The 14,096-nt window shown below is 35.2% G+C and carries 13 protein-coding genes (1 of these 13 running past the window's edge); 7 read left to right on the top strand and 6 right to left on the bottom strand.

All coding sequences use genetic code 11. The features are described 5' to 3' along the window. Positions 1–184 precede the first annotated feature (184 nt). Together LEPBI_RS05350 and LEPBI_RS05345 are read left to right on the top strand one after the other, a co-directional pair. The gene (locus LEPBI_RS05350) at positions 185–610 is read left to right on the top strand and encodes a DoxX family protein (protein ID WP_012388092.1); all 426 of its coding nucleotides are present in this window, start codon (positions 185–187) and stop codon (positions 608–610) included. A 96-nt stretch (positions 611–706) separates the two neighbouring features. Continuing rightward, positions 707–1,138, top strand: a complete 432-nt coding sequence (locus LEPBI_RS05345; protein ID WP_012476193.1) for an LA_2478/LA_2722/LA_4182 family protein — start codon at positions 707–709, stop codon at positions 1,136–1,138. A gap of 141 nt (positions 1,139–1,279) precedes the next feature. Here LEPBI_RS05345 and LEPBI_RS05340 read toward each other — a convergent pair whose 3' ends face one another. The 3 genes from LEPBI_RS05340 to LEPBI_RS05330 all read right to left on the bottom strand — a co-directional run bounded on the left by LEPBI_RS05340 (position 1,280) and on the right by LEPBI_RS05330 (position 4,680). Next, positions 1,280–1,984, bottom strand: coding sequence for a response regulator transcription factor (locus LEPBI_RS05340; RefSeq protein ID WP_012388090.1), 705 nt, complete (start codon positions 1,982–1,984; stop codon positions 1,280–1,282). A 13-nt stretch (positions 1,985–1,997) separates the two neighbouring features. Next, positions 1,998–2,906 carry a hypothetical protein gene (locus LEPBI_RS05335; RefSeq protein ID WP_012388089.1) on the bottom strand — a complete coding sequence of 303 codons (909 nt, stop codon included), beginning with the start codon at positions 2,904–2,906 and terminating at the stop codon, positions 1,998–2,000. Between the two features lie 91 nt (positions 2,907–2,997). Continuing rightward, entirely contained in the window at positions 2,998–4,680 is a 1,683-nt protein-coding gene (locus LEPBI_RS05330) for a 7TM diverse intracellular signaling domain-containing protein (RefSeq protein WP_226992887.1), read from the bottom strand. 360 nt (positions 4,681–5,040) lie between these two features. Here LEPBI_RS05330 and LEPBI_RS19435 point away from each other — a divergent pair, with 360 nt between their 5' ends. The 5 genes from LEPBI_RS19435 to LEPBI_RS05305 all read left to right on the top strand — a co-directional run bounded on the left by LEPBI_RS19435 (position 5,041) and on the right by LEPBI_RS05305 (position 10,227). Continuing rightward, positions 5,041–5,355, top strand: coding sequence for a DUF1801 domain-containing protein (locus LEPBI_RS19435; protein WP_420804595.1), 315 nt, complete (start codon positions 5,041–5,043; stop codon positions 5,353–5,355). Between the two features lie 148 nt (positions 5,356–5,503). After that, entirely contained in the window at positions 5,504–6,667 is a 1,164-nt protein-coding gene (locus tag LEPBI_RS05320; RefSeq protein ID WP_012476192.1) for a hypothetical protein, read from the top strand. A 49-nt stretch (positions 6,668–6,716) separates the two neighbouring features. Further along, positions 6,717–8,621 carry a methyl-accepting chemotaxis protein gene (locus tag LEPBI_RS05315; RefSeq protein ID WP_012388086.1) on the top strand — a complete coding sequence of 635 codons (1,905 nt, stop codon included), beginning with the start codon at positions 6,717–6,719 and terminating at the stop codon, positions 8,619–8,621. Positions 8,622–8,636: 15 nt separating this feature from the next. Then, entirely contained in the window at positions 8,637–8,855 is a 219-nt protein-coding gene (locus LEPBI_RS05310) for a hypothetical protein (protein WP_041769683.1), read from the top strand. Positions 8,856–9,360: 505 nt separating this feature from the next. Continuing rightward, complete coding sequence (locus LEPBI_RS05305) at positions 9,361–10,227, top strand: GGDEF domain-containing protein (RefSeq protein WP_012388084.1); 867 nt, start codon at positions 9,361–9,363, stop codon at positions 10,225–10,227. 468 nt (positions 10,228–10,695) lie between these two features. Here the strand turns inward: LEPBI_RS05305 and LEPBI_RS05300 are convergent, their stop codons facing one another. From LEPBI_RS05300 to LEPBI_RS05290, 3 genes are all read right to left on the bottom strand, one after another. Then, on the bottom strand, positions 10,696–11,928 hold the full coding sequence (locus tag LEPBI_RS05300; protein WP_012388083.1) for an adenylate/guanylate cyclase domain-containing protein: 1,233 nt from the start codon (positions 11,926–11,928) through the stop codon (positions 10,696–10,698). Between the two features lie 671 nt (positions 11,929–12,599). Continuing rightward, entirely contained in the window at positions 12,600–13,016 is a 417-nt protein-coding gene (locus LEPBI_RS05295) for a response regulator (protein ID WP_012388082.1), read from the bottom strand. Between the two features lie 66 nt (positions 13,017–13,082). Continuing rightward, positions 13,083–14,096, bottom strand: partial view of a PAS domain-containing sensor histidine kinase gene (locus LEPBI_RS05290; RefSeq protein WP_012388081.1) — the 3' end only. It continues 1,596 nt past the right edge of the window; the window shows 1,014 of its 2,610 coding nt (coding positions 1,597–2,610); the start codon falls outside the window, past its right edge; it ends in the stop codon at positions 13,083–13,085.

The raw sequence follows: 14,096 nt of genomic DNA, 5'->3' as shown, positions 1-14,096 counted from the left end.
CAGTCTAAAAAATCAAAAAAACAGGAAACTCTAGAGGTTGAATGAAAATTTGTAAGACCCTGTGTCAATCGAATCCATTGAGGAAAGCAAAATAGCAGATAGAATTTTTAAACTAATTTGAGAATCAAATGAAAACCAAACGTTTCATAATGAATTTTCCGTCTAAGGTATCGAGGAAAAAATCATGCAAACAAATTTACTCCAAAATATCCTAAGGACAATCCTTGGATTTTTTATGACCCTTGCGGGTGTGGGCCACCTAACATTCCAAAGACAAGAATTTTTAGCGCAAGTCCCTCGTTGGTTGCCACAAGATCCCACTTTCATGGACTTTGTAGTATTGTCTTCAGGAGTTGTTGAAATCAGCTTTGGCCTCGCTTTATTATTTTGGGCAAAAGAAAGAATTCGAGTTGGTATCCTTCTTTCCATCTTTTTTGTCCTTATTTTTCCAGGAAACATTTCTCAATACACAAATGGAATCAGTGCCTTTGGACTCGATACAGATACAAAACGACTCATTCGATTGTTTTTCCAACCTGTTCTTATCCTTTGGGCTCTCTACTCAACAGGTGCCTTACGATATTTGCTCGAAAAATCAAAAAATCGTTAGATTGATTTTAAGTACATGGACCGAGTTTATAAATTGTTCTTTTCTCAACATTTGAATGATTGTAAATTTGGTCAAAATCTTACCATGGATGTACGTATGAATCTTCTTTCGAAAAACAAAATCCCTCTGTTCCTGTTTATGCTTCTATTTGTATTTGCTTGTAACAAACTTTCCCAATCACCAGAAGCAAAACTGAAAGATTTGGTCCCAAAGTTCCAAAAAACAATGTGTTCCAAAACCATTGAATGCACCAAAGATGAATTTGCAAAAATACCACCTGCCTACCGTAATATGATCCCTCCTTTCATGTTATCTGAAGAAAATTGCATTTCCTTCTTCGATCAAAAAATGAAGGAAGCTGAGAAAAAAAGAATCGAAGAAAAAAGGGAAGTCACTGCAGAACAAGTAGAAGCATTTGAAAAATGTATCAGCGCCTTCGGGAAACTCACCTGCGAATCATTTAAAGGCTCAAAGGATCAAATGAAGATTCCAGAATGTGAAGAAGCTCAAAAACTTTCCGGTAACTAAATCATTTAATAATCTTTCCCGAAAGCGATTGTTCAGAGAATTTTACTAATATTATGAAAAACCATTCAATTAGGATGGTTTTTCATTGTATTCAATATATTTGTCTTTTGAAAGAAATCGGCGAAAGATCGTGAATTTAGATCAGCTAACCTTTGCATACAAAGTGGCTTTCAAATCCTTATAATAATTTCTACCCATTTTTAATTTGATACCTGTCACGAGTTCCACTTGATAGGATCCTCCAGGGGAAACTAAAATCTGATTGATGTACCTTTGGTTTACAATGTAAGATCGATGGATCCTTTTAAAATTGCCAGGTAAAATTTTGGATAATAACTCTAAACTTTTATAATGTGATACTATCTTTCCATTTTTTTGAAACAGTTTTACCTTTTTATCATCAGCCTCGATGTACAAAATTTCTTTTGTTGGGATCAGTTTCAAATGATGATCCTCTTTGATTCCAATGTATTTGGTTTGATTCTGACCGGAGTTGGAAAAATATTTTTTGAGAGCCTTCTCCAGTCTTTCTCTCGAAATTGGTTTTGGAACAAAATCCAAAACACCATATTCAAAAGCTAGAATTGCTTCTGCCGTATTCCCTGAGGTTATGATTGTGATAAAAGATGCAGCTGATGACTCTTTAAGTAAATCAAATCCAAAATCACCATCTAAATTTAAATCCAAAAATAATAAATCTATCGGATTCTCTTGGAGGAAACATCGTGAACCTAATAAACTTTTTTCTACATGTAAAGACGAGATTTTTTTACCCAAAAGTTCACGTAACAAGCGCTCTAGACCCCTTGCGGCTACTTCCTCGTCTTCTACAATTAATATTTTCAAAAAAATCCTCGTATTAATATTGTTCTAATCGGTATTGAACATTTGATAAATTCACAAAAACTCCAATCATAGCTTGGTATGAGTTTAAGGTTCGCATGGAAAATTGATCCGCTTTTAAAAATTCCCGGTAGTAATCGACTTCCGCTTTGATACCGAAGTATCGACCCAAATAAATATTCAAACCACCGCCAACTCCAACGATACTACCAATTCCACTCGATATCTGGTTACTATAAACAAATTTATCATGGTTTAAGCCTGCATGTGCTTCTCCTGTAAATGAAACAACTCCTGCTCTGACCACAAGATATGGATCAAAAAAATTCCTCGGTATAGGATGATAGGTCGCAAGAAAACTCATCGAGTTACCTCGATAAATAGTGCGTTCCCTTGGGAAAGGATCCACATATTCTTTATAATACGATAAACCAGGAATGATATCTTGCCTTTTCGCCTTCAAAGAATTTTGCATTACAGTAAAACCAAGGCCAATTTTTTCCTTCCATCCATATTCAAAATCGAACTGGGAAGCGACACCTGGCGTATAAGTAGGTTTGAAATAGAGACCAGGATCTTGGTTTCGTACCACACCTTGGGGATAATAATCTTGACTGACTTCTTTCGTAACAACTCGGTATTGTAAGGCACTATCATAATTTTTTTCATGACTAATGAACGATCCACTTGGAGCTAAACTTCCACCACCCATAAAGCTTATCAAAAATGCACCTTGGTAAAATCCTGGTGGGTATTTTAATTTTGCGTAGTATTTTTCCACTTCTGCATCATCTATTTTTTTGTCTTCATTTTGCTGTGTTTGTTGGTTGATTGTACCTTTATCCTCTTTTTTGCCCGCAGGTTCCGCCATACTTATGTTTGTCACAAGAAATACAAAGTAGATTAGAATTAAGTTTGTTTTCATTTGATTATCCCTCTATGAAGAATAGAGACAATCAAAAGAATTACCAAAAAAAAAGTGCAGGATGCACTTCTAAGGTGCGAATGGCACCAATTCAATCCATCAATGTGATCGTATTTTCCCAACCCCCCAAAACCACTTTCGAAGAGAAGTCCCATCGGTTTGGAAAGGCTTCCTGCAAGCGAGATTTGATGTATTTGATACCAGTTCCGAGTGAATCAGATTTTGTAGTAGGTAAACCATCATTGAACAGTATGTACTTTGTTTTATTTTTTTCTCTTTTTTTCTTTAGAGTGAAGAGTCCAGAGTGTTTCCCTTGGTAACCATGAGTCAGACCATTTTCTACCAATGTGAGTAAAACAATAGGAGGGATCATATCTTTGATCGTAATTCCTTCCGATTTAAATTCAAATTTCGATTCCTTTCGCAAACTCATAATTTCTAAATATCGTTTGCAGATATTGATTTCTTCCGTCACAGTAATTGTCTTTTTATTGGTTAATTTTAAAATTGAACGTAATTCTTCAGATAAAGCCGTTAACAGTTGTTTTGCAGTCTCTGGATCTTCATCCAACCAGATAATTGTAGCATTGATCGAATTTAGCAAAAAATGAGGGTGGATATTATTTTTTAAAAGTTCCACTTCCAATCGAGAGGATACCAATTTTGCATCCTGTAATTTAACTTTATAAGCAGCAATTTTTCTTTCTGCCTTATTTTTATCAGAATTTGCAAGTTTGATTTTATAAGCCAAACCTAACGACAATAAACACATCTCAATTGCAGAACCGGCTTGTAAACCATACTCAGTCACAAGGTTTGCAGGTAAGATACCAAAACCTTTGAGTGAATAAATTCCTACCCCAAAGAGTAAAGCAACCCAAGCAATCAAAAAATATCTAGCAGGTTTATATCCCTTATCCCAACAAACAACTGCTACTAGAAATACAAATATTGCAAATAACATAACAAGGGAGGCAAGAAGGTAAATATTAACAAAATAAGAGAAAATAAATGAAGACAACATCAAACACAACATTAATGCCATTAACAGCATTAATATTTTATCTAATGTTGGTGTGTGTTTTTTTGTACTTAAAAAACTCCGAGTAAATTGAATCCCCCAAAATAAGGAAAAACCACCAATGAAAGGCAAACTGATATTGGCCCAATAAGGAGAATTTGGCCAAAAGATTTGAAATGCCAATCCGTTTAAAACAGACTGAGAGAGTCCGTACAAACTGATGTATAAAAGGTAATAGAGATACCCAAAATCTCTCAGCATAAAAAGTAAAATCAAATTGTAAATGATGAGCACAAATAAGATTCCATAATAAATCCCGAGAGATAGATTTTCCTTTTCCTTTAGTTTTAAAAATCTTTCATGAGAATAAATTGTAATCGGAAATTGGACAGTGCCTTCACTTTCAAATCGAAAATAATATGTGTGATTTTTTTTGAAATTAATTCGTATTGGGAAAATAAAACTTTTTTCCTCCATGGGTCTTTGTGAAAAAACATACGAATCACCTGTGATGGTTTTTTTCCAAGTTGTTTCATTACCTTCGTAAAATTCAATTTTATCCAAAAGAGGATAGGAAAGATGAATGAACCAATCTTTTTCTTTTGATTCATTGTATAATTCAAAACGAACCCAATAGACATTTTTGGTGAATCCAAAATTGGGAGACAAGGATTTACTTTCCTCAAATAATTTGAATTTTCGAACATCTTCAAAACTGATTTTTGTTTCAGGAGAAAGGCTCAAAATTTCCATATGATAACCTATGGGGTATTCCCCTTGGCCATTTTTCAGACTGGTTGTGAATCTTGAATTGATTGGAGAAGACAATAGAATTGAAAACGGAAGAAACAAAAGTAGGAAATAGAACCTAACGTGAATCATTACGGTGGAAATCGTAAATTCATTTTGGAATCTTGTAAAGGAAAAGAAGTTTTTTTTCGAACCCTACCTGGTTCCAAAAGAATGTTTGCGAATATGCTTGCAATCATCAAATAACATAGTTTTTTCTACCAGATTGAGATCGACGATGAACCAAACAATAGAAATCCTCGCTTATCTACAGAAACTACCAATCCAAGAACAAACAATCCTTAGAAATTTACGTGACCAAATATTGTCTATTCACCTAACTTAGAAGAAAAATTAAGTCGTGGTGTTCCCTTCTTTTATTATCTCGGGAAAAGGGCTGTGGGGTTTCGATCATCTAAAAACCACCTATCGTTTTTTATAATGGAGGGGAATGTCTTCAAAAATAAGATAAAAACTCTCTCAGGATTCGATTGGTCTTCCACTGTGATCCAATTCAAAGTCGAAAAGCCACTGCCAAAATCATTGGTAAAAAAATCCAAACCTGATTGGCAGGTATCAAAAGAGAACACTGAACCCGTAGATATCCTAGCGCAAATCCCTCGGCATTCACAATCATAACATTATTTTCGAATACAAGGGAATTCATACATTTTTGCTTGCAGGAGTAAATAGTGCTACTAAAGTTACGCATCTGTAAGGATTGTTACGAATTGTTCGGTTCCCATCCTTAAAAATTCGAACAAGACAGGGAATCATAATTTTCATCATGAAAGCCATTTTACTTTTCATCCTATTCTCAGGTGGGTTTCTTTTTGCCCAATCGAAAACGAAAAACAACACGCAACAATCGAATCTAAACAATAAAAAGTCTGTCGTCACCGTTAAAGAAGATTTGGCTAACGATGCAGAGGAAACCAAGGAACATGTCGTGGTGTTGACTCAATATATGGCAAACGAGAATAATTTTCGTGGGATCAGTGTTTATGGAGATCGTCTCGCGAGGCGAAATAATACAGAATACAAATCCGTACCTGATGCTTGGTTTTTGACAACTGAGCTCGCTTTCAATACTGGTGATAAAAGATTTAGCACGAATATGATGTTTTTCAATCCTACGGTAGGTAGGACAAACAGAGACAATGACTACTACTACCAAGATAGACCTGGTGGAATTGACCAAACATCTACAGTAGTCCATTCACTCAACACCGGTTCTTTGCCTTACGATCCAAATCAAATCAAAAAAAGACCTGAAAAAAATGCACTAGGTGACTCCGCTTTAGGTGAGTTTTATTTCAATTGGGAAAACAGAGCTGGATCTTTTTCGACAGGTTTATATGTTCTTATCAACGTTGGTGATAATTCAAGATTTGCAACATCCGACTATGCATTCATTTGGCGAACTGCTTTCTTAAAATATATCAACCCAACGATTGCAACATACTATAAATTTACTTCTGAATTTAATGGTTACGGAACAGGGAGTGTTTATTCAAATTTATCATTCTCTCATCCTTTTGAAATATCGGAGAATGTTTCCATCACTCCAGCCACTCACATCGGTTACCAATATGTAAATGATTATGATCTACAGCGAAGAGGAATCTCGGATGTGAACACAAGCCTGAAACTCAGTTTTTGGGGATTTTTTGTAAAAGGTATCCATATCTATCGACCTGATACATACTTATGGGACAATGCCATATTCAATCCACAAACTGGTGTTCCATATTCTGATAACAATCAAAATGACCAAAGAATCACTGATCCTTCAAAACGATACGGATTAGAAAACCAAATCAATATCGATACAATTAGAAATTTACCCATCGATGGAGATTTGCGACAAAAATTGATCTATCGATACCAACAACAAGACTTTGTAAAGAATACCTTTGTGGTTCAAATTGGATATTCTATGAAATTCTAAGTCAATTCTTGCAAACATTAATCATATAAACATAAGAAAGGAAATAAAAATGAAAGAAAATATGCGTTCTATATTTAGAACAGTTTTTATCACGATAACGATCGCAATGTTATCACTTGTCATCTTTACAATGCAATTAAGAAAAGCTTCGGAAGTTGTAGCAGAGGCTACGATTTCTCGATATGAATCTTATTTGTTAGCAGATGAATTACGCCAAAGTTCTGATGACTTGACTAGACTTGCTAGAACTTTCGTAATCTCAGGTGGCGATCCTAAATGGGAAAAACAATACTTCGATATTCTTGATATTCGAAACGGAGTCAAACCTAGACCCACACAATACGAAAATATTTATTGGGATTTTGTTGCGGCAGGAGAACCAGCACCTCGTCCAAGTTCCAAAACAATCGCACTTTTAGATTTAATGAAAGAGAAGGGATTTTCAGAAAAAGAATTGGCAAAACTTGATGAAGCAAAATTAAAATCAGATGCCCTAGTGAATACAGAAACCATTGCAATGAATATGGTAAAAGGTTTGTATGTCGATTCAAATGGTAAATTTACTATCAAAAACAAACCAAATTTAGAAGAAGCTCGTCGTTTAATGCATAATGACGAATATCACAAAAACAAAGCAAAAATCATGAAACCAGTATCTGAATTTTTTGATCTTTTGGACAAACGTACTCAATCCAAGGTTGATGACGCAATATCCAGCCAAAACTTTTGGAATTGGATCGTGATCATATTTGTATTCATCACATTATGTATTTTAACGTATGCGGGATATGAATTACGATTATTGTTTAAGTATTTGGGTGGTGAACCTGCATATGCCAATACAATTGTGACTGAAGTCGCTTCAGGAAATTTAAATTTAACGATTCAAACTTTACCAAAAGATAACATCAGTATGTTGTATTCGATAAAAGGGATGGTGGAAAGATTAAAACTAATGATAAGCGAAACCCAACAAGTGGTTGATGCTGCCGGAAAAGGGAATTTAAAAACGAGAGTTTCATTAAATAATAAACAAGGATTTGCTAAAGATTTAGGAGAAAGTGTAAACCTCTTGGCGAAAACTAGCTCCAATATTATTGATGATGTGAACCATGTACTTGTAGCAATGGCAGATGGAGACTTAACACAAAGGGTATCACAAAATTACCAAGGTGATTTTGAAACTTTGGCAAACTCTTTAAATAATGCATTAGAAAAATTATCACAAGCATTATCTGAAGTTCGAAGTTCGGCAGTCGTCATTTCGCAGGCATCCAGCCAAATCTCTTCCACCTCACTATCCTTGGCAGAGGCAACATCCGAACAAGCCTCAAGCATCGAACAAACAACAGCCGCTGTTGAAGAGATGTCCGCATCCATCACACAAACCAACCAAAATACAAAGGTAACCGATGATATTGCAAAAAAATCTGCAAATGATGCAATCAAGGGTGGAGAATCTGTGAATGCAACTGTATTAGCAATGTCAAAAATTGCCGAAAAAATTGGAATCATCAATGAAATCTCTGGGCAAACAAACCTACTTGCATTAAACGCGGCGATTGAAGCCGCAAGAGCTGGCGAACAAGGAATGGGATTTGCTGTTGTTGCTTCTGAAGTCGGAAAGTTAGCAGAAAGAAGCCAAGCCGCTGCCAAAGAAATTAGCCACCTAGCAAATGCAAGTTTAGTGACGGCGGAAGAAGCCGGTCAACTGCTGAATCAAATTGTACCTTCGATAAGCAAAACGGCAGAATTAGTCCAAGACATTTCTTTTTCTTCCAAAGAACAAGCTGTAGGTGTTCAGCAAATTACAGATGCAATGACATTAGTGAATGAAAGTACACAAAACAATGCGGCAAGCTCAGAAGAATTGTCCGCCACTGCAAATGAAATGAGCCGGCAAGCAGAACATCTCATGGTTTTAGTGGAACAATTTAGATTCAAATTAGAATAAAGGAAACTAAAAAATGTGGGATACGCCATAGAATCGATCTCTCTCAATTCAAAATCCATCGATTCCATTCTAATGGAATTTGAATTGGGAGATGGAACCCATCGCAACATTATCGCACAGTCAATTCTTTCGAACGATCCATTCCCATGTTTTTTTGGTCCGCTCATTCAGAGCCATCAAAGTGAAACATCCGAACGAGAAGACTCGTTTTATTTCATCCGAAACATCATTTGATAAGTCACGTTTTGTTTTCCAATCTACTTTGATTGAAAACTTTGTCTTAAAAAATATTCAGTTTTCAGATGCATATTTTTTCTAAAATCAGCTTCTATTTTCAAAAGATTTTTAAAGAGATCTGTTTATTTTGAACCAAACATTCGTCCATAATCTACGGACAAATCAAAACTGTCGGAATTTATTTTTTGAACGTTGATCATTTTTAGCACATTGAATGACACAATTTTTGATACTTAAATTCTAAAACCTAATTCTATCAGATATGAAAATAAAAAACTCAGAACATAAACTGAATATCAGATCCAATTCTCCTTCGGAGAAATTCCAAACAGCAAACTTAGCGCGTTGTATGTACACTATGTTGATGGTAGTAGTCTTTTACAATTTTCAATTGCCTTGGATAGTCGCTATTGGCTCCATTCATCTAGTGTTTGCGATTGTTTGGTTTTTGTGAATTCACTATGATCTGTTAGTTGAAGAGGAGATTTGGTGGAGTGGGTATGTGCCAGCTACATTTGATCTGATATGGTTAACTGTTCTTGCATTTGGAACTGGACATATTACTTCTTTTTTCATTTTAGGATATCTTGGATCCATTGCACTTAGTAGTATGTCTCTCGATAGAAACTACGGAATATACAATGCTTTTCTTGCTACTGTTTTGTTTAGTGCGATGGGATTTTTGGTTTATTTTGAAATTTTGCCTTCAGTAAATATATTAATGCCTACAGTGAAACCCACTTTAATGAGTATATTCATTTCTTCAATTTTGTTAGGTGGGAGTGCCTTCATCGTAAACCAAATTGTATCCAAATTGTTTTCTTCATTAACTGATGTGAATCAAAAATTATTGGCGATCGCAATGACAGATCCATTGACTGGGATTTCCAATCGTAGATCATTTTTTTCAAATTTAGAAATAGAACTCGCAAGAAAACAAAGAAGTGTAGGTCCATATCCAATTGCATTCTTACTATTTGATTTAGATCTATTTAAATCCATCAATGATACTTATGGACATGAATTTGGAGATCAGGTTTTAATTGAATTTGCAACTGTTCTCAAAACTTCACTACGCAAACAAGACTTCCCTGCTCGATGGGGAGGAGAAGAATTCCTGGTCCTCTTACCAAATACTGACCTAGACGGCGCGATCGTCGTCGCTGAAAAAATTCGAACAAGCTTTCATTCCTTATCCTTTTATGCCAAAGATAAACGAATCCAATGCTCCACGAGTGTAGGAATCTCTGTATGCAACGAACAAGGGATCAACCCAGAAGTGGTGATCAATCAAGCGGATCAATATTTATATGAAGCCAAACGAAATGGGAGAAACCAAATCTATTCGGAAAAAAATGTTCCCTCTTAAAAGATTACAACTGGATACAAAATTCCAATGAATCCTGATAGATCTGAATGTTTACCCGCTCACAAAAAAAGAAAAATTCAGCTCGATGCCCGAAATGTGAACTCTTTTGAAATTAATTTGTGAATCTGAGAAAGTTTCTATTGAAGTGAGTGGATATGGTGTATAGGGGGAATTCGCACATCCCACGAACCACTCCCCTCCTCCCGAACTCGGGTGGGGGTTTGTCAATTCTCATCTGCATTATGTCACATAAAGCTGATTGCCGTTGCCTTTCGCAACTCCACTGGGACGAGCCCCCAAATCCGATTCTCGCGTACATTTTGCCCACTCCTGGGAAATCATTTCTTTGACGAAAAATTTTTCAGGAACAAAGCTATGACTCGCATCAATTTAGGTTTTAGATTTTTGGAATTTTTATTGCGACTACAAGTGTTTTTGGTATCAGCTAATGTTCACTTGATTACGACATTATAAAACTACGACTTCATAGATCGTGATGGCTTTCGATTTTCCTTTCACGACCACTAGATCAATTTCTCGGACAACAAACCCATCCGGATCTCCATACTTTCCTTCAATTTGAAGATAGGTTGTATCCGATATAAGAATCGAACACCCGTAATGTTTTGTTAACCCCTCAATCCTCGAAGCTAAATTCACATTATCACCGATTACGGTGTAATCCAATCTTCGATCGGATCCAATGTTTCCCACAATCGCCTCACCTGTGTGAATCCCAATACCAACTTTTAAATCGTCACTTCCTAGATCCATATTTTGATTTAATTTTGTAAGTTCACGAATCATTTCCACGGCTGTTTTGACGGCCTGAAGAGCATCATCCTCATTTTTAAAAGGAGCTCCAAAGACAGTCATTATCGCATCACCGATAAACTTATCTATAGTTCCATTAAATTTAAAAATGACATCGGTCATTCGAGACAAATATTCATTTAAGAAAAGAACCACCTCTTCTGCAGTCCTTTGTTCTGAAAATTTAGTAAAGGAACGAATATCGGAAAAAAGTATGGTGACTTCCTTATTTTCTCCACCAGGTTCCAACTGAACTTTATTTTTGTAAAATTCACTTACGAGTTGGGAAGGTAAATATCTTTCCATCATTTGTTTTGTATTGGCCTCTTTCACCATTTCAATATTCGAAACAGTTGTCACATAACCAACTCCTAGGATCATTGCGAGTCCAATCATCATTGGCAAAATATCAAATGGATACTCTTCCCCTAAACCGAATGAGATTACCACAAAATAAACAAAAGCTAAAAAAGCTCCGTAGATTGTTCCCGTTTTTGAATGTCTCAATTGGTTGAACTGGTAAACGAAAATTGCGCTAGTCATAGCAATAAAGTATATCAAACCATTTCCTTTCTGGATCGTCGGATCCAAAAAAATCATTAACCCAATAATAAAATAATCCAAAGTAATTGTGAAAAATTTTAGATACGGTTGATAAGGTAAAAAATTTACGATAAATAACACTATACTTGCAAACAATAAAAATACAAAATCTAATGCTACGGTGATAAAGCTTGGAGTCACGATTGTATAGTTGATCCAACCCAAATAAGATACAAAATCCATTATGGATGTGACAGAAAATAAAACAAATCGAACAAGAGCCACCGTCTTTTCGTTTTTCATTTCTCTGGCAATTAATATTTCTTCAACTAATGATTGTTTCATTCAATGCTCCGCCTTGGTAAGGATCAAAAAAACCAACTCTTTGTCTGTACCGAATTTTTAAAATCACGGATTCATTTGATCCAATGGAAATAGATTCAAATCAACTCAAATGAATCTACTAACAACTAAATCCAAGAATCTCTTATCTTCTACCATAAACAAATGATAAATGTATTTCTATAGATCGTATATATTTTCAAAATTCATTCCACTGAAAATGAAATAGGCAATCGATCGTCAAAAAAAATGCCTCTTCCTTCCATGAACTCAAACCATTTCCAGGAAGACCATTTACAATGGATTCGAATCTAAATTTGAGAAAAGGATCCTTCTTTTCAATTAAGGGAATCCAATCCTCCTCCCAAATACGAACTATTTAAAAAAAAATTTCAGGAAATAGTAAGATGGTTTCGCAAAGATTGGAATTGTGTTAGGGGAAAAAGTGGCACATCCCACGAGCCACTCCCCTCCTCCCGAACTCGGGTGGGGGTTTGTCAATTCGCACCCGGATTATGTCTCATAAAAACGATTACCGTTTCCTCATTCATAATCAAGTTTGTACGCTTCAGATAGTTTCGATGCTCGTGACTCGAATACCTTCACAAAATTTAGATTTTCAGCGAGAACATTTCACTCATCAAAACGGGAAATTTGTTATGGGAAAAGTGTTTCTAAGATTCTTCCAGGTTTGAGTGAAACATGGGAGGTAATTCTAATAATTGTTCCTGTAACAAAGGTTTTTCGAAATAACCAGTCACTATGGGATTCTTCTGTGCACGGTCTCGATCAGAAGGATCCACGGAAGATGAAAGCATAAATATAACAAAATATTTTTTAACTGCGCCCTCAATTTCGGAAAGTCGTTCTAGGACTTCCCAACCAGATAAGGAAGGCATATTGATGTCCAATAATAATAAACTAGGGGTCGGACTATTTTCACATTCCTCCTTAATAAACGCCAATGCCTCATCTGGCTCAGTAAAATCTATGATTTCAACACTATTAAATGTTCTTTTGATCGTGAGTTTGGTTAAAACATTGTTTACAGGATCATCATCAACTAACAAAAAACGATTGGGAAAATTCATGTTATTCTAGTGCGCCCTGAATTTGATTTTGTAAAAAATATGGTTCGATTAATATCGCAATTGTATTCATTCATTCAATAAAGGCAATTCAATTACAAACTCGGTTCCAATATTAACATTACTTTTAACAGAAATATTTCCACCGATGGCTTCCACCTGAGTCTTAGTAATAAATAAACCCATTCCTTTTCCTATGGATGTATTCAAATGAAACCTTTTGTACATCCCAAACAGTTGGTCGCCTTTCTTTTCCAAATCGATTCCCATTCCGTTATCTTTAAATACCAGTAAAAGGGAATCTTGTTTCTTTTTACTGGACACTTGTATCAAAGTAGGCTGACCTGGGCGCCTATATTTTATACTATTTGTTAACAAATTATAAAATATACTATAAAGATATGTTTTTGTTGATTCAATCTTTTCTAATTCGGAAAAATCAGTTTGAAGTGTTACATTTTCTTTCTCAGCTAAAGTCTCGAGACTATTCCAAATTTCAAATAATAGTTTTTGGAAGAAAATAGTTTCTTTATTTTCAAAAACTTCACGTTTGACTTGCAATATAAAATTTAAATCCCGAATCACGTCATCTAACTTTGAAACAGTTACCGACAATTCTTTCCCAAATAATTTACGATTTTCTTCTTCTAACGAATCTTCGTTTAGCTCTCTTGCTAAACCGATGATATTCGCAACAGGCGCACGTAAATTATGAGATACAATATAAGCAAACTGTTCGAGGTCCTTATTTCTTTGAATGAAATCATTTGTCAGCTTTAAACGTTGCATCTCTTCCTTTTTGAATTCTGAAATATTTTCGATAGATAGCAAAACCCCAATCGATTGATTCATATTATTTTTGATGGGATTGATCGTGAAATAATACCAACTTACACTCCTATCATATTGTTTGTACTGAACTTCAAAACCGAACTCTTCGCCTCCTAATGCTCTCAAAAGATGATCAAAAATTCCATTATGCTTATCACTTAAATAATCATGAAAAAAATCGCCGTTACATAATGTATGACCTAACTCTTTTTTTACGAATTCGACGGATTTGTTATTAAAGGAGATAATCTT

Origin of the sequence: Leptospira biflexa serovar Patoc strain 'Patoc 1 (Paris)' (assembly GCF_000017685.1) — a bacterium.
In the GTDB taxonomy this organism is placed as follows: Bacteria; Spirochaetota; Leptospiria; order Leptospirales; family Leptospiraceae; genus Leptospira_A; species Leptospira_A biflexa.
The sequence above is the reverse complement of the archived record's forward strand: the minus strand, read 5'-3'. Positions and strand labels throughout refer to the sequence as shown.